The sequence below is a fragment of the Pseudomonas chlororaphis genome, assembly GCA_001023535.1.
GTDB classification, from domain to species: domain Bacteria; phylum Pseudomonadota; class Gammaproteobacteria; order Pseudomonadales; family Pseudomonadaceae; genus Aquipseudomonas; species Aquipseudomonas chlororaphis_E.
On sequence record CP011020.1, the window covers coordinates 5,449,587 to 5,464,987 of the forward strand.

Here is a 15,401-nt window from a genome sequence, read left to right on the forward strand (position 1 = left end):
CCACGTCCAGGGAGGGACAGCCATGCCCTTTTGCATCGGTATATCGGCCATTTTCGAGAGCGCCAGGACAGTGCACGCACGCACCTTCCTCGCGGCCATCAACCACTTCATCAACACCCACGACACCACCGGATTGACGTTCATCTTCGAAGATGACGATGCCAGCCCCGAAGGCGGGCGCCGCGCGGCCCGGCGACTGATCAGCCGGGGAGCCGACGTGGTGGTCGGGCATTTTTCATCGGACGCGGCGGCCGGCGCCCTTCCCCTCTACGAAGCGGCGGGCATTGCGGTGCTGCTCCCGGCAGCGACCAAGCAGGACCTGGTTGGCACGCTCACCCACGCCTTTCGCCTGTGCCCATCGGATAACGACCTGATGACGCTGCTGGCCAGGCAGTTGCTCACCCATGGCGCGAGCGCCAGCGTGCTGCTCACGCACGACTCGACCGCGCACGGTGAGTCCCTGGCGCGCAGCCTCACGACCCTTCTCGAGCGCACCACCCTGCGCCTCACCATGTCGCCCGAGCGCGCCGACGCGGTGGTCTATTGCGGGCGCCTGAACAACAGCATCCGCTACGTCAACGCGCTGCCGGAGCAGCTGCGCGACCGGCCGATCTACCTCACCGACGACGCGCTCTCCAGTTGGTTCATCGAGCAGACCGATGCCCTGGACAGCCTCGGCATCGTTGGCCTGGCAACTGCCGGCGTCGGGCTGTCCGCCGGCGAAACCTATTACCAGGAAAGCCTGGCGGCCTTGCAGATCGCCAGCGCCCTGAGGCATGGCGGGCCGATGCTCGACGCCCTGCACACCACCACCTTCGCCACCGTCATGGGCGATGTGCAATTCCGTGACGGCGAGAACCGCTTTACCCGAGCCGCCCTCTGGAAAGTCCGCAATCAACGTTTCGTCCCATTCACTTTTGCTTGATCACAGGTGCCTCATGCAGGGAACTCCCGACTACTACGAAATGATCAATATCGGCTTCGGCCCCGCTGGCATTGCCCTGGCGTGCGCGCTCGAAGAAGCCCCCCATCGGCCACTGGAAACGGGTCAATGCCTGTTCCTGGAAAAACATTCCAACTGCGCCTGGCACCCGGAATTCCTGCTCGATGGCACCGACATCAATCACCACCTGTTGCGCGATCTCGTGACCCCGCGCAACCCACAGAGCCGGCACTCGTTCGCCATGTACCTGAAGGAGCACGGCCGGCTCTATCAGTTCGGCCTCCTGGGTCGCCCCGCCAGTCGCAACGAGTGGTCCGACTACGTGTCCTGGGTCGGCCAGGCGTTTGCCGCGCACGTGCATTACGAGGAGGAGGTGCAGGAGATCCGACCGGTCATGGAAGACGGCGAGATCACGCTGCTGCGGGTCATGACTTCCAAGGGCCAGTACCTGACGCGCAACCTGGTGCTCTCCAGTGGCAGCACCCCCAACATCCCCCGGCAGTTTGCCCAGCTCGACAGCGCCCGGATCATCCACACCTCGCGCTATCTCAGCAGCCTGGGGCGCCTTGACCGCCAGGGCGCCTGGTCCTTTGCCGTGATCGGTTCCGGGCAGAGCGCAGGCGAATCCATCGTCGACTTGTTGAACCGTTTCCCGAACGCCCAGGTCACTTCGATCCACCGCAGCAGTGGGTTCAAGATCGCCCAACTGGGACAGTTCCCGAACCAGGCCTTCCATCCCGAGCGGGTGGCGTACTTCCACAAGCTGGGCCAGGCCGAAAAAGCGATGATCCTCGAAGAGGTCAAGTCCACCAACTACTCGGGCATCGATGTCGACGAAAGCCAGGCGTTGTACTCACTGTTCTACGAAGGCCTGGTCAGCAACAAGCCACGGCTGGCGTTGAAAATCTTCACCCAGGTCGAATCGGCTTCGCCCACCGAAGCCGGAGTCACCCTGGACCTGTGCGACCCCTACACCCAGGAACACAGCAGCCTTGACGCCGACTACGTCATCCTGGGGACAGGCTACCAGCAGGACTACATCCCTTCGCTCCTGTCCCAACTGCAACCCTGGCTGAGCCTGGGCAGCGACAACGGCGTGCGGGTGGAACAGAACTACAAGCTGACGACCACTGCGTCGTTCCAGCCCGCGATTTTCGTCAATGGCCTTTCCGAACGCTCCCACGGCATCGGAGAGGGCCAGTCCTTTTCCCTGCTGGCGATGCGCGCCGGCATCCTGACCCATTCCCTGTTCTGAACGCCCGAAGGTGTCGACATGTATAACGCTTCCTCCGATATCGTGTTTGACAACGTATTCCTGACCATCAAGGGCCTGGGTATCCGTTGCGCCTTGAAACTCGACTACTTCAACGCCGCCGGCTCGATCAAGATGAAGACGGCCCTGGGGCTGGTCTTGAGCCTGGAACAACAGGGGCTGATCAACCGCAATACCACGCTGATCGAATCGTCCTCCGGCAACCTGGGCGTGGCCTTGAGCATGATCTGCGCCGAGCGCAAGTACCGGTTCGTCTGCGTGTGCGATCCGAACATTTCCCAGTCCAACCTGAAGCTGATGATGGCCCTGGGCACGCGGATCGTTCAGGTGGACACCAAGGACTCCAACGGCGGCTACCTGGGCACCCGCATCGCCTACGTCCGGCAGACAATCGCCGCCGACCCGAACTGCCTCTGGCTCAACCAGTACTCGAACCCGGCCAATCCGCAGACCCACGCCCGCACCACCGCCAGCTCGATCTTCAACAGCTTCACCCGGGTCAATTACCTGTTCGTGGGCGCCGGAACCACCGGCACGCTGATGGGGTGCATCGACTTCTTCAAGAAGTACAGCCCCTACACCAAGATCGTCGCGGTGGACAGCCTGGGCTCGGTGACATTTGGCGGGCCGGCGGGGAAACGCCACATCCCCGGCCTGGGGTCCAGCCAGATGCCACCGCTGTTCCGCGCCGACGACCTGTACGCCATGGAGAGCATCAAGGAGGTCGACACCATCCGAATGTGCCGCTACATGGCCAGGGAAAACGGCCTGCTGTTCGGCGGCTCCACCGGCACCGTCCTGGCCGGCGTCATGGCCTGGAAGGACCGCATCCATCCCGACGCCACCGTCGTGGCCATCTCCCCGGATGCCGGCGAGCGCTACCTGGACACGATCTACAACGACGACTGGGTGCGCGCCCGCTTCCCGGACTACGACTTCAACCGCATCCGTCCCGACATCCTTGCCAGCGATAAGGAATACGCCCATGCATGACGCCACGCACTCGACCACACCCCCCTTGCATGTCGTGAAAGGCAGCACCGTTCGCGAAGTCCTCAGGCAGTTTCCCGACCTGGCCCAGGACACGGTACGGGAGACCTACCTGCAGCATCATCGCGGCGCTACCGAGAACCCGGACAGCTATTTCCTGCGGTTCAAGGACAGCCCGGCAGACCGGATCATCGCCCTGCCCGCCGCCTGCATGGACGGTGCGGACAAGGTCGCCGGGATCAAATGGATCGCGAGCTTTCCCGGAAACACACGGCACAACCTACAGCGAGCGTCGGCCACGCTGATTCTCAATGACCTCGCCACCGGTTATCCCATCGCATTGCTGGAAGCCTCGATCATCAGCGCCGTGCGCACGGCCGCCTCGGCGGTCTTGGCCACCCATTGCCTGCTGGGCCAACGCAGCGAGATCCCGCGGTTATCGTTCGTCGGTGCCGGGGTCATTTCCCGCACGATCCTGGAGCAATTCCGCGTCTCGCGCTGGGCCATCGGCGAAGTGCTGATCCACGACACCGACGCCGATTCCGCCCAGGCCTTCAGGGCCCACGCCCTCGCGCTGGGGTTCAACTGCCGCGTGCTCGACACGCTTGAGCAGGCGCTGGAAAACGACGTCGTGGTACTCGCCACGAATGCCGCGCAGCCCTATATCGACGAGCGCTATGCCTTCAAGGCCGGGACCGTGCTGCTCAACATCTCCCTGCGCGACCTGGCGCCCAGCCAGATCCTCGGCGCGTTCAACGTGACCGATGACATCGAACACTGCCTCAAGGCCAACACCTCGCTGCACCTGACGGAACAACAGGTCGGCCATCGCGACTTCATCCACGGCACCCTCGCGCAACTGGTGCTCGGCGAGCGCAACCCCGACCCGTCCCGGCCGATGATCTTTTCCCCGTTTGGCCTGGGCGTGCTCGACGTGGCACTGGGCAAGAAAATCTTCGACATCGCACAGGCGCAACAGCAAAGCGTGCCGGTGACCGATTTTTTTGAATCCACCCTCCGCTGGAGTTGAAACCATGCGCATTGCAATCATCGGAATGGGTGCCACCGGCCTGCTGGCCCTGGCCAAGACCTTTTCCATGGCCAAGCGTCACCCCAACATGTCCGTGATCGTCCACGCCTTCGACGCCCAGGCTCCGGGCCAGGGGGTGCATCGCTGCGACCAGGCGGACTACCTGCGCCTCAACACGGTGGCCGGCCAGCTCTCCATGTTCGAGGACGACGACTTTACCCTGTTCCCCCGGCACACCTTCCGGCCCTCGCTCTATGAGTGGGTCGCCCACCTGCACCCGGAGGCCATCAGTGGCGAACAGGATCGCTTCGCCTTCCTGCCCCGCCGGTACCTGGGCCTGTACCTGCAGTGGTACTTCACCCGGCTGCTGGAGCACATTCCCATCAACGTGCGCCTGGAGACGTCGTGCCGCCTGATCCGCGGCGTCGAAGAAGAACCGGACGGACGCTTCAGGCTGCTCGCATCGCCCATCGTGAGCGGTGCCTACGACACCTTGCTGCTGTGCACCGGGCACGGGGTGCTGCCGAGCGGGACCCACGCCGCCCCCTTTATCCGGCCCTACCCGCTTCCGGCGAGCCTGGAAGACATCGCCAGCGATTCGAGCGTGGCGGTCCAGGGTGTCGGGTTGACCGCCATGGACGTGGTGGCGGCGTTGACCACGGGCCGTGGCGGGGTCTTCGAGCACACCGCCGGTGGCCTGAGCTACCGACCCTCTGGCCAGGAACCGCGCATCAGCCTGTACAGCAACTCCGGCATGCCCTACCGCGCCAGGCCGGAGGTGGACGATGCGGTCATCCGCTATCAGCCGCTGCTGCTGACGCACGCGGCGATCGACCGGCTCAGAGACCAGGCCCCGGGACGAAGACTCGATTTCGAGAAAGACCTGCTCCCGTTGCTCTACCAGGAGATGACGGCCGCGTACTACTGCGCCTGCGCCGGTCAGGACGAGCGCAACGCGTATCGCTACCAGGAACGTTACCAACAGGTCTGGGAGCAGGTGCAAACGGCCCAGGCCACTGGAACCCTATCGGCCACCTTTGATCGCCTGGCCAGCGAATACGGGCCCTACACGCCCCAGGACATCCTGACCTGCACGCCACCTCCCCACCTGACGGCCGACACGTACCCGCAGTGGTTCGTCAGCCAGCTCCAGGAGGACGTGCACGCCAGTGCCTTGGGCTGCCGGCGCAGCCCGCTGAAGAAGTCACTGGAAATCTGGCGCGACCTGCGTAATCAGTTATGCCACGCCATCGATCATCGGGGCCTGACCCCGGCGTCCCACCAGGCCTTTTTCACGCGGTATTGCCCGCTGATCAATCGGCTGGTGGCCGGCCCACAAAAAGAACGGCATGCAGAATTGATTGCCTTGATACAAAGTGGGGTGGTCGAGCTGCTGCCAGGCTATGCAGCCGCCGAGCATTACAATCCCGATACACAGACATTCACTGTCACGCTGGAAAAGCCCGACTACCAGCAGTTTAAGTTCGAGCATCTGATAAAAGCCAACCTCAGTACCCAGGCCACCCAGCGTGAGCTGCACACCCTGCTCAGTGCCATAACCGAGCAACCGTCGAGCTATTCTCCGCTGGCTTATGGCGACTTTTCGTCCGCCCACCACCCGGAATTCGTGCACGCGCATTTGCGTGAGCGGATTTATATATTCGGGCCGGTCCTGGAAGGTTCCAGTTATTACAATCACTACGTACCTTCCAATGCCCCTTCACGCATTTCAGCGGCACTTGACAAGAGCCTGAGCAATGCCGTCAACCATTTCAACCACCGCTTCAGTGAAATATTTTAAATATTCAGTTTCCTCTATCGCAAAACATAGAGGTTTTTAACACGCTTGCAACAGGCCTTCCTTTGAGATTAGCGTACGAAAACTTCGCCACTCTCATCAGGGCCCGCCAGGCGTTGGCGCCAGATATCTAACAACCGCTACCGGGGGACCCGGCGCACCACAACAGAGCAACGACACGCCATTAGAAAGGGACTCTCAATGCTGACTTCATTCAACACTTCCTGACCCCACGGACGTTCCTTTTCGAGTCATACCTTATCGCCCCGCTCACCCCTCTTGGAAGGTGGAGGGAGAAGTCATGCCTCGACATAACGGTACTTCTGATTAGCAGCACGGAACACGCCCCGGCTAAATTAAAACAAGGACTGAACGATGAGCCGATCAATGCCATTATCATCGCTCCATATATTTGTCGAGGTTTGCAAACACAACAGTATGAAAAAAACAGCTGACATACTCTGCGTTACCCCAGGCGCTATCAGTCAACAAATAAAAAGCCTCGAAGACCGAATGTCCGTCAAGCTGTTTGAACGCTCTCACCGAGAGATTAGCCTGACCAGTGCCGGAAGAAACTTGATGGATCAACTCGCCGTGTCTTTCAACAATATCGAAGCTGTCTGGGAAGACTTCGAATCTTTCAGAACCCGTTCCGCCCGACTGTCAGTCAATACCACCCTGTCCTTTGCCAGCGCCTGGCTGATCCCGCGACTCACCCGGTTTCAACAACGTTGGCCCGACATCGAAATCAACTTGTCGACCTCCCATTACCCGGCGGATTTACGCCGCGATGGCATCGACGTGGCCATTCGTCATGGCCAGGGCGTGCATCCGGGCCATCACAGCGAAAAACTGTGGACACCCAAGACCCTGCCCATCGGCAACCCGGCGTTGCTCAAGACAGGCCGACGAATAGAACAACCGGCCGATTGCCTGCACTACCCGCTACTTCAGGACGCCAGCCGCTCGAACTGGAAGCTCTGGCTCAAAGCCCACGGCATCGAAGACAGCCGCTCGCGGCGCGGTAGCAGCTTCACCGATGAGCAACTGTTGATTGACGCGGCCATCGCGGGCCAGGGGCTGGCCCTGGTCAGCGACGTCTATGCCCGGCCGGCGATCAAGGCCGGGCATGTGGTACCGGTCTTTGCGGCGTCAACCCATACCGAAATGGCTTACTACCTGATCAGCACGCTGGAACAGGCAGACGATTGGAAGATCAACATTTTCGCCAACTGGATAAAGGCCGAAGTCAGCCTGTTCCTGAAAGTCAGCGAGTCATCCGCACAATCCCGGCAACCCGATTACGCGTGTGACTGACGCGCCGACACGGGACAATCATTCCGTGGTGGTGAGCTGTCAGGACGACAGCTTCTCGAACGCAGGGACCAGGGTCAGACCAGTCGAGCACCGCCATCGACGTTGAGCACGGCACCGTTCATGAACGTGTTGCCCATCAGGAACACCACCGCCTCGCCGGCTTCCGCCGACGTGCCAATGCGCTTAAGCGGCAGCGCCTGCTCCAGGGACGCCACGTAAGCGTCACGACCTTCGCCCAATGCCTTGCTGAAAATCGGTGTGTCAATCGGACCGGGCGACAGCGTGTTGACGCGAATCGGCGCCAACTCCAGGGCCAGGCCCCGCGCCAGCGACTCCATGGCGGCCGAGGCCGCGCCGATGACGGCAGTGCCATGGGCATTAGGCCGATCGGCGAGTGCGCCCGAGATGAAGGTGATCGATCCCGCCTTGGAAAGCCTGTCACCCAGGGCACGGATAGCGTTGATGGACGCCCAGATACGCTCATCGAACGCCCGGCGCAAATGTTCGACGTCAGCGCTCATGATGCTTCCAGTGACGAACGTACCGGCGAGCAGCACCAGGTGATCCACCACTGCGATATCCGCCAGCGCCGCTTCCAGCGCCTCACGGTGGGTCACATCGGCTGCGCGCCATCCATCCAGGCCATGTGCCTGCGCCGCCTGCTCGGCACGGGCCGCATTCGAGCCGATGACCACAACCTTGGCGCCGGCAGCCTTGGCCTGTATCGCGGCGGCCAGGCCGATGCCCGATGTACCGCCGAAGATGACCACGGTGCGGCCGAGAAGATTGGATGCAAGTGCTGGGGTGAGCGTCATGGGAGTCTCCAGTGGAACGCCTGGATGGCGTTCGATGGAGGGAGCATAAGATCGTGAACGTAGATTGATAATTGGGGCGCAAGTCGCTTTACTAGTGCCATGAAGGCACATATTGGACTGGACCGGCTGACCGGCCTCATCGCATTCGCGCGCGCCGCTTCGCTGGGCAGCTACACCGCTGCGGCCCGGGCGCTCTCGGTATCCCCCTCGGCCGTGAGCAAGAGCGTGCAGCGGCTTGAGGAGCACTTCGGCTTGATGCTCTTCACCCGCACCACGCGCTCCCTGACCCTCACACCCGAAGGGCGGGACCTGTACGAGCGGGCGTTGCGAATCCTGCGAGAGGTCGAAGAGATCGACCAGGCCGCGGTCGCCTCCCGCGCCGAGCCTTCAGGTGTGCTGACAGTCACCGCCCCGCTCCCCATCGGCGTGAACATCCTGGCGCCGGCGTTGCCCAGGTTCCGTGAGCAATACCCCAACCTGGCCATCGACCTGCGGCTTGGCGACCCGTATTGCGACATCATCGAGCAAGGGATCGACGTGGCCATTCGCGTCGGCAACCCCAGCGACTCGCGCCTGGTGTCGCGGCCCCTGGGGCCCCATCGAATTGGTGCGTTTGCCTCACCCCACTACCTGGACCGCAATGGCACGCCGACCACCGTCGAGCAACTGGCGCAACACGAGTGCGTGAATTTTCGCTACCAGAGTACCGGGCAGCCTTTGCGCTGGCCCTACCAGGCCGGCGACAAAGTGCTGGAGTGGAGCCCCGACGCCGCATTCACCGTGGATGTCAGCGACGCGGTAGCAGCCATCATGGCAGCGGGAGGCGGCATCGGCATCACGCCGCACTACGTGGCCGCGCCTTATGTTCGCCGAGGTGAACTGGTTCCGATCCTGCCCCAGTTCACCGTGGAGCGCTTTTCCATCACCGCCCTGTGGCCGGAAAGCCGGCGTGGGAGCCCCAACGTAAAAGCCTTCATCGCCTTTGTGCTTGAGTTGTTCCCTGAAACGCCCGCCTGGGATGAGGCGGTGAATCAGGCGGTCGCCGCGCGGCTGGGTTGATCAGGCGGCGGTTGGCTAACTGACGTTCAGGGCATCAGCCGTAAATTGATCGCACGGCTCGCGGTCGAGCCGGATCTCACCTTCGGCGCCAACGCCCGAATGAACAGGGCGGGCTCATGTCCATCCCTCAAGTCGCAACGTGGCACGGACCAGGCGTTGCTCTTCGCTTTCGATTTCCCTGAGGTTGTCGCAGATGCTCTGGATATGCGCGACAGCGGCTTTGCGCGCCTGCTCGGGAAGCCGCCCGGTGACCGCGTTGTAGAGCCTTGCGTGCTGGCGATCGATCTGCCGTTTCTGCGGCTCGCGGTGGTAGAGGTTGTTGACCGAGGCGAACACCGTGCTGAGCAGCAGGTCCGTCAACGAACGCAAGGTCTGCACCAACACCGGATTGTGCGACGCCTCGCAGATCGCCAGGTGAAACGCGTGGTCGAGCCGGGCGTGTTCGGAGGGCTCCAGTGAACGCGCATGGGCATCGAGCAGCGCCTCGTAACTGCGGGTGATCAGGACAAAATCGGCCTCCGTGCCACGCAAGGCGGCCAGGCGGGCGGATTCGCCTTCGAGCAGGCTGCGGACCTCGAACAGGTCGTACAGCGTGCGTGGTTGTGAGCTGAACAGGTGCATCAGCGGCGACGCGACGCTGTTGCCCGACAGGTCGGCGACGAATGAGCCCTTGCCCTGCTCGGTCTCGATGATCCCGCGGGCGCGCAACAGCTTCAGGCCCTCACGCAGCGCGGTGCGCGAGACACCGAGTTTTTCTGTCAGCCGACGCTCCGATGGCAGCAACTGCCCCGTCTTGAGCACGCCGTCCACGATCAAGCGCTCGATACGCTCGCACACCACATCGGCCACTTGAAGCGCGTGACGGCTCCGGGTGTCGTCCATTCAGCCTCCCACTGGTATGACCAGCTAAGCCAGGGATCTCAAGCATGCAGCCTATGCCATTCAACCGATTGTTTTTAGATGGCTTTTCATCTTTCACAAAAAGATGGCCGGGCAAAAACTGGTTCGACCACTCTCGCAAGCCATAGACAGTAGATCGCCTCGGTCCAATCATGCAAGTCAGCTACCCCCGGAATCTGACTGCCCATAACAACAACGAGTGTCGTCAGCCGACTATGAACATTCTCTACGATGAACGCGTGGACGGCGTGCTGCCCGAGGTGGATAAAGCCGCGCTGCTGCAAGCCTTGCAGGCGCGCTTGCCGGCGCTTGAGATCCTGCACCAGCGCGAGGAACTCATGCCTTACGAATGCGACGGGCTGTCGGCCTATCGCACCACGCCCCTGCTGGTGGTGCTGCCCCGTCATGTCGACGAAGTCCAGGGCGTGTTAGCGCTGTGTCACGAAAGACGGGTGCCCGTCGTCGCCCGGGGGGCCGGGACCGGTTTGTCGGGCGGCGCCCTGCCGCAGGAAAAAGGCGTGTTGCTGGTCATGGCGCGCTTCAACCATATCCTGCATGTCGACCCGGCCGCCCGCACCGCCCGCGTGCAGCCCGGGGTGCGCAACCTGGCGATTTCCCAGGCCGCCGCGCCCTTCGGCCTGTACTACGCGCCGGACCCGTCCTCGCAGATCGCCTGCTCGATCGGCGGCAACGTCGCCGAAAATGCCGGTGGCGTGCATTGCCTCAAATATGGCCTGACCGTGCACAACCTACTCAAGGTCGAGATCCTCACTGTCGAGGGTGAACGACTGACCTTGGGCAGTGATGCGCTCGATTCACCGGGGCTTGACCTGCTGGCGTTGTTCACCGGTTCCGAGGGCATGCTCGGGGTGATCACCGAGGTCACGGTCAAGTTGCTGCCCAAGCCCCAGACCGCGAAGGTCTTGCTGGCGGCGTTCGACTCGGTCGAAAAAGCCGGGCGCGCGGTGGCGGACATCATTGCCGCGGGCATCATCCCCGGTGGCCTGGAGATGATGGACAACCTGGCGATCCGCGCCGCCGAAGACTTCATCCATGCCGGTTACCCGGTGGAAGCCGACGCCATCCTGTTGTGCGAACTCGACGGTGTCGAAGCGGACGTCCACGAGGACTGCGACCGCGTGCGCCAGGTACTGGAACAGGCCGGCGCCACCGAAGTACGCCAGGCCCGCGACGAGGCCGAACGCGTGCGTTTCTGGGCCGGACGCAAGAACGCGTTTCCGGCCGTGGGCCGTCTCTCGCCGGACTACTACTGCATGGACGGGACGATCCCGCGCCGGGAACTGCCCGGCGTGTTGCAGGCGATTGCCGCGCTGTCGGCCGAATACGGCCTGCGGGTGGCCAACGTGTTCCATGCCGGTGACGGCAACATGCACCCGCTGATCCTGTTCGATGCCAACCAGGCGGGCGAGCTCGATCGCGCTGAAGCCCTGGGGGGCAAGATCCTCGAGTTGTGCGTGAAGGTCGGCGGCAGCATCACCGGTGAGCACGGGGTGGGCCGCGAGAAAATCAACCAGATGTGCGCGCAGTTCAACAGCGACGAATTGACGGTGTTCCATGCCGTCAAGGCCGCCTTCGACCCCACCGGCCTGCTCAACCCTGGCAAGAACATCCCGACGCTGCACCGCTGCGCCGAGTTTGGCGCCATGCACGTGCACCTGGGGCAGTTGCCCTTCCCTGCACTGGAGCGTTTCTGATGCACAGCGCACTCGACAGGGACGCCAGCGACACGTTGCTCGAACAGGTCAACCAGGCGCTGGAAAACGCCACCGCGTTGCGGATCCAGGGCGGCAACAGCAAGGCCTTCCTGGGACGTCCGGTCACGGGCGAACTCTTGGACATTCGCCCGCACCGGGGCATCGTCAGCTATGACCCGACGGAACTGGTGGTGACCGTTCGTTGCGGCACGCCCTTGCAGGTCTTGTCCGAGGTGCTGGACGCTGCGCAGCAAATGTTGCCTTGTGAACCACCGTCGTTCGGCGACGCCACGGTCGGCGGCATGATTGCCAGCGGGCTCTCCGGACCGCGTCGCCCCTGGGCCGGCTCGGTGCGGGATTTCGTCCTCGGCACCCGGGTCATCACCGGCCAGGGCAAGCTGTTGCGCTTCGGCGGCGAAGTCATGAAGAACGTCGCCGGCTACGACCTGTCGCGCCTGATGGCGGGCAGTTTCGGCACCCTTGGGGTGATCACCGAAGTGTCGCTCAAGGTGCTGCCCAAACCTCGGCAAACCTTGAGCATCAGCCTTGAGATGGACAGCCAGCAGGCCTTGCAGCGGCTGGCGCAATGGGGCCAACAACCGCTGCCGATCAGCGCCGCCTGTCATGACGGAACGCGGCTGCACCTGCGCCTCGAAGGTGGCGAAGGCTCGGTCAAAGCCGCCCGCGACCGTTTGGGCGGTGAGCGGCTGGACGGTTCATTCTGGCGAAGCCTGAACGAACAGCGCCTGGATTTCTTCAATGAAGAGCATCCGCTGTGGCGTCTGTCCGTACCCCATAACACGCCGTGGCTGCCCTTGCCTGGCAAGCAATTGATCGACTGGGGCGGTGCCCAGCGCTGGCTCAAGTCCGGCGCCGAAGCCCCATTCATCCGCCAGATCGTCGAAGGCGCCGGCGGCCACGTGACCTGCTACAGCCATGGCCTGGTCGACAGTCCGTTCCAGCCGTTGCCAAGCGCCCTGCTGCGTTATCACCGCAACCTCAAGCAACAACTCGACCCCCGGGGCATTTTCAACCCCGCACGCCTGTACGCGGAGCTTTGAACCATGCAGACCACCTTGAGTGAAGCGGCTCGCCAACTGCCTCGCGCCGAAGAGGCCGAAAGCATCTTGCGCACGTGCGTGCACTGCGGCTTCTGCAATGCCACCTGTCCCACCTATCAGCTGCTCGGCGACGAACTGGATGGGCCGAGGGGGCGCATCTACCTGATCAAGCAAGTGCTCGAAGGCAACCCGGTCACGGCGAAGACCCAGCAACACCTGGACCGTTGCCTGTCGTGCCGCAACTGCGAAACCACCTGCCCCTCCGGGGTCGACTACCACAACCTGCTGGACATCGGCCGCGCCGTGGTCGACTCGGCGGTGGCACGGCCGCTCGGCCAACGCCTGTTGCGCGAGGGCTTGCGGACGGTCGTGCCCAACCCCGGTGTGTTCAAGGGGCTGGTGGGCGGCGGCCGGGTGTTTCGTCCATGGCTGCCCGACACCTTGCGCGCCAAGGTGCCGCGCCACGTGCCTGCCGCCAAGCCACGACCGGTCAGCCGCCATGCCCGGCAGGTGCTCATGCTCGAAGGCTGTGTGCAACCGAGCCTGTCACCCAATACCAACGCGGCGGCGGCGCGGGTCCTGGATCGCCTGGGGATCAGTGTGACGGCCGTGGGCGAAGCCGGTTGTTGCGGTGCCGTGGACTATCACCTCGACGCCCAGGCCGCGGGTCTGGATCGTGCCCGGCGCAACATCGACGCGTGGTGGCCGAGCATCGAGAACGGTGCCGAAGCCATCGTGCAAACCGCCAGCGGTTGCGGCGCATTCATCAAGGACTACGGGCATTTGCTCGGCCACGACCCGGTCTACGCCGAAAAGGCGAAGGCAGTCAGCGCCCTGGCCAAGGACCTGGTTGAAGTGCTGCGCGAAGAACCACTGCAAACCCTGCGCGTGCACAGCGACCAGCGCCTGGCATTCCACTGCCCGTGCACCTTGCAGCACGCGCAAAAGCTGGGCGGCGCCGTCGAGGCAGTGCTGACGAAGCTCGGCTTCGAGCTCACAGAGGTCCCCGACAGCCACTTGTGTTGCGGCTCGGCGGGGACCTACTCGATCACCCAACCCGAACTGGCGAGACAACTGCGCGACAACAGACTCAACGCCCTGGAAAGCGGGCGCCCCGACGTGATCGTCACCGCCAACATCGGCTGCCAGTCCCACCTTGACGGGGCCGGCCGAACCCCGGTCCGACACTGGATCGAGTGGGTCGAAGCCGCGTTGCCTTAACCCACCCTGGAGCCGCCCATGAAAAGCAAAGCCATACTCGGCCAGAACGAAGTCAGCCGGATCCTCTCGGCCGCCCGCGATGAAGCCAACCGCAATCAGTGGGCCGTCGCCATCGTGATCGTCGATGACGGCGGTCACCCGCTGGCCCTGGAACGCCTCGATGGCTGTGCGCCCATAGGCGCCTACATCGCCACTGAAAAGGCCCGCACCTCGGCCCTCGGCCGGCGCGAATCCAAAGGTTATGAAGAGATGGTCAACGGTGGACGCCAGGCCTTTTTGTCCGCACCGTTGCTGACGTCACTGGAGGGCGGCGTCCCGATCATTGTCGACGGCCACGTGATCGGCGCCGTCGGCGTGTCCGGGGTCAAGGCCGAACAGGACGCCCAGGTCGCCAAGGCCGGCGCGCAGTGCCTGGGTTGAAGAGCACGCGACCCGCCTCGAGGGACCATTACCGGGCGTCCACCGGAGCGATCAACCCGCAGTGACGGTCATTCCCCCGTCAACCATGACCACCGAACCCACCATGAAACTCGCGCGGCCGGATGCGAGAAACGCGACGACTTCGGCGATTTCCTCGGGCTGCGCGGCACGCCCGATGGGGGCGGCTTCGCCGTGCCGGGCCAGGAAACCCGGACCGTCGTCGACCACTTCATCAAGGATGTGGGTGACCACGTCACCGACGCCAATGGCATTGACGCGAATGCCATGCTCGATCACTTCCAGCGCCAGTGTGCGGGTCAGTTGGGCCAACGCCCCTTTTGACGCGGTGTAGGCGGCAATGGTGGGAAAGGCAAAATAGGCGGCATAGGACGCGATGTTGACGATGGCCCCGGCGCGGTTGGGCATCATCGCCTTGACCGCTTCGCGGCAATGCAGGAACGCCGCAGTGGCGTTGACGGCCTGGATGCGCTCCCAATCGTCGCGGGTCATGTCGATGACCAATTTGTTGATGATGATGCCGGCGTTGTTGACCAGTATGTCCAGCCGCCCGAACTGCTCGACGGCCAGGCCGACCGCGCGCTCCGCGGCGCCGTCTTCGGTGATGTCGGCCACCAGGGGCACCAGCCCGGGACGGGCGAGGTCTTCGACGGCGGGGTTGCGGTCCTCGGCCACGACCTTGGCACCACGCCCATGCAGCAACAATGCAATCGCCTTGCCGATGCCGCTGGCGGCGCCGGTGACCAGCGCGACTTTGCCTTCGACTTCGTGGGGTAGACCGTGCTTGATATCCGTCATGATGTTCTCCTGCGTTGCGAGCCGGTGAGGTATTCGCCGGCTC

At 63.3% G+C, this 15,401-nt stretch carries 13 protein-coding genes and 1 pseudogene; 11 read left to right on the plus strand and 3 right to left on the minus strand.

Annotation, left to right across the window (positions count from 1 at the left end):
* The first annotated feature begins 22 nt into the window (after positions 1 to 22).
* The 6 genes and pseudogenes from VM99_23775 to VM99_23800 all read left to right on the plus strand — a co-directional run bounded on the left by VM99_23775 (position 23) and on the right by VM99_23800 (position 7,351).
* Positions 23 to 925, plus strand: coding sequence for a hypothetical protein (locus VM99_23775; protein AKK00937.1), 903 nt, complete (start codon positions 23 to 25; stop codon positions 923 to 925).
* Between the two features lie 13 nt (positions 926 to 938).
* Positions 939 to 2,198 carry a hypothetical protein gene (locus VM99_23780; protein AKK00938.1) on the plus strand — a complete coding sequence of 420 codons (1,260 nt, stop codon included), beginning with the start codon at positions 939 to 941 and terminating at the stop codon, positions 2,196 to 2,198.
* A gap of 18 nt (positions 2,199 to 2,216) precedes the next feature.
* Positions 2,217 to 3,128, plus strand: a pseudogene (locus VM99_23785) (hypothetical protein).
* 115 nt (positions 3,129 to 3,243) lie between these two features.
* Positions 3,244 to 4,236, plus strand: coding sequence for a hypothetical protein (locus tag VM99_23790; GenBank protein ID AKK01850.1), 993 nt, complete (start codon positions 3,244 to 3,246; stop codon positions 4,234 to 4,236).
* A 4-nt stretch (positions 4,237 to 4,240) separates the two neighbouring features.
* Positions 4,241 to 6,037: a hypothetical protein gene (locus tag VM99_23795; GenBank protein ID AKK00939.1), complete on the plus strand. Its 1,797-nt coding sequence runs from the start codon at positions 4,241 to 4,243 to the stop codon at positions 6,035 to 6,037.
* A 372-nt stretch (positions 6,038 to 6,409) separates the two neighbouring features.
* Positions 6,410 to 7,351, plus strand: coding sequence for a transcriptional regulator (locus VM99_23800; GenBank protein AKK00940.1), 942 nt, complete (start codon positions 6,410 to 6,412; stop codon positions 7,349 to 7,351).
* Positions 7,352 to 7,425: 74 nt separating this feature from the next.
* Here VM99_23800 and VM99_23805 read toward each other — a convergent pair whose 3' ends face one another.
* Complete coding sequence (locus tag VM99_23805; GenBank protein AKK00941.1) at positions 7,426 to 8,166, minus strand: short-chain dehydrogenase; 741 nt, start codon at positions 8,164 to 8,166, stop codon at positions 7,426 to 7,428.
* Between the two features lie 99 nt (positions 8,167 to 8,265).
* Between VM99_23805 and VM99_23810 the strand changes: the two genes are divergently transcribed.
* Entirely contained in the window at positions 8,266 to 9,225 is a 960-nt protein-coding gene (locus VM99_23810; GenBank protein AKK00942.1) for a LysR family transcriptional regulator, read from the plus strand.
* 114 nt (positions 9,226 to 9,339) lie between these two features.
* On the opposite strand, the gene VM99_23815 is transcribed toward VM99_23810, so the two are convergent.
* Positions 9,340 to 10,107, minus strand: coding sequence for a transcriptional regulator (locus tag VM99_23815; GenBank protein ID AKK00943.1), 768 nt, complete (start codon positions 10,105 to 10,107; stop codon positions 9,340 to 9,342).
* Positions 10,108 to 10,340: 233 nt separating this feature from the next.
* Between VM99_23815 and VM99_23820 the strand changes: the two genes are divergently transcribed.
* Genes VM99_23820 through VM99_23835 form a run of 4 tightly spaced genes read left to right on the plus strand, consistent with a single transcriptional unit; the run spans position 10,341 to position 14,542 of the window.
* The gene (locus VM99_23820) at positions 10,341 to 11,840 is read left to right on the plus strand and encodes a glycolate oxidase subunit GlcD (protein ID AKK00944.1); all 1,500 of its coding nucleotides are present in this window, start codon (positions 10,341 to 10,343) and stop codon (positions 11,838 to 11,840) included.
* Complete coding sequence (gene glcE, locus VM99_23825; GenBank protein ID AKK00945.1) at positions 11,840 to 12,901, plus strand: glycolate oxidase; 1,062 nt, start codon at positions 11,840 to 11,842, stop codon at positions 12,899 to 12,901. Before VM99_23820 ends, glcE begins: the two co-directional genes overlap by 1 nt.
* 3 nt (positions 12,902 to 12,904) lie before the next feature.
* Complete coding sequence (gene glcF, locus VM99_23830) at positions 12,905 to 14,122, plus strand: glycolate oxidase iron-sulfur subunit (GenBank protein AKK00946.1); 1,218 nt, start codon at positions 12,905 to 12,907, stop codon at positions 14,120 to 14,122.
* 18 nt (positions 14,123 to 14,140) lie between these two features.
* Positions 14,141 to 14,542, plus strand: coding sequence for a hypothetical protein (locus VM99_23835; protein AKK00947.1), 402 nt, complete (start codon positions 14,141 to 14,143; stop codon positions 14,540 to 14,542).
* Positions 14,543 to 14,593: 51 nt separating this feature from the next.
* On the opposite strand, the gene VM99_23840 is transcribed toward VM99_23835, so the two are convergent.
* Positions 14,594 to 15,358, minus strand: a complete 765-nt coding sequence (locus tag VM99_23840; GenBank protein AKK00948.1) for a short-chain dehydrogenase — start codon at positions 15,356 to 15,358, stop codon at positions 14,594 to 14,596.
* Positions 15,359 to 15,401 lie beyond the last annotated feature (43 nt).

Coding starts and splice junctions, on each gene's coding strand:
- VM99_23775 (AKK00937.1), top strand. CDS start 23: ATGCCCTTTTGCATCGGTATATCGGCCATTTTCGAGAGCGCCAGGACA.
- VM99_23780 (AKK00938.1), top strand. CDS start 939: ATGCAGGGAACTCCCGACTACTACGAAATGATCAATATCGGCTTCGGC.
- VM99_23795 (AKK00939.1), top strand. CDS start 4,241: ATGCGCATTGCAATCATCGGAATGGGTGCCACCGGCCTGCTGGCCCTG.
- VM99_23800 (AKK00940.1), top strand. CDS start 6,410: ATGAGCCGATCAATGCCATTATCATCGCTCCATATATTTGTCGAGGTT.
- VM99_23805 (AKK00941.1), bottom strand. CDS start 8,166: ATGACGCTCACCCCAGCACTTGCATCCAATCTTCTCGGCCGCACCGTG.
- VM99_23810 (AKK00942.1), top strand. CDS start 8,266: ATGAAGGCACATATTGGACTGGACCGGCTGACCGGCCTCATCGCATTC.
- VM99_23815 (AKK00943.1), bottom strand. CDS start 10,107: ATGGACGACACCCGGAGCCGTCACGCGCTTCAAGTGGCCGATGTGGTG.
- VM99_23820 (AKK00944.1), top strand. CDS start 10,341: ATGAACATTCTCTACGATGAACGCGTGGACGGCGTGCTGCCCGAGGTG.
- glcE (AKK00945.1), top strand. CDS start 11,840: ATGCACAGCGCACTCGACAGGGACGCCAGCGACACGTTGCTCGAACAG.
- glcF (AKK00946.1), top strand. CDS start 12,905: ATGCAGACCACCTTGAGTGAAGCGGCTCGCCAACTGCCTCGCGCCGAA.
- VM99_23835 (AKK00947.1), top strand. CDS start 14,141: ATGAAAAGCAAAGCCATACTCGGCCAGAACGAAGTCAGCCGGATCCTC.
- VM99_23840 (AKK00948.1), bottom strand. CDS start 15,358: ATGACGGATATCAAGCACGGTCTACCCCACGAAGTCGAAGGCAAAGTC.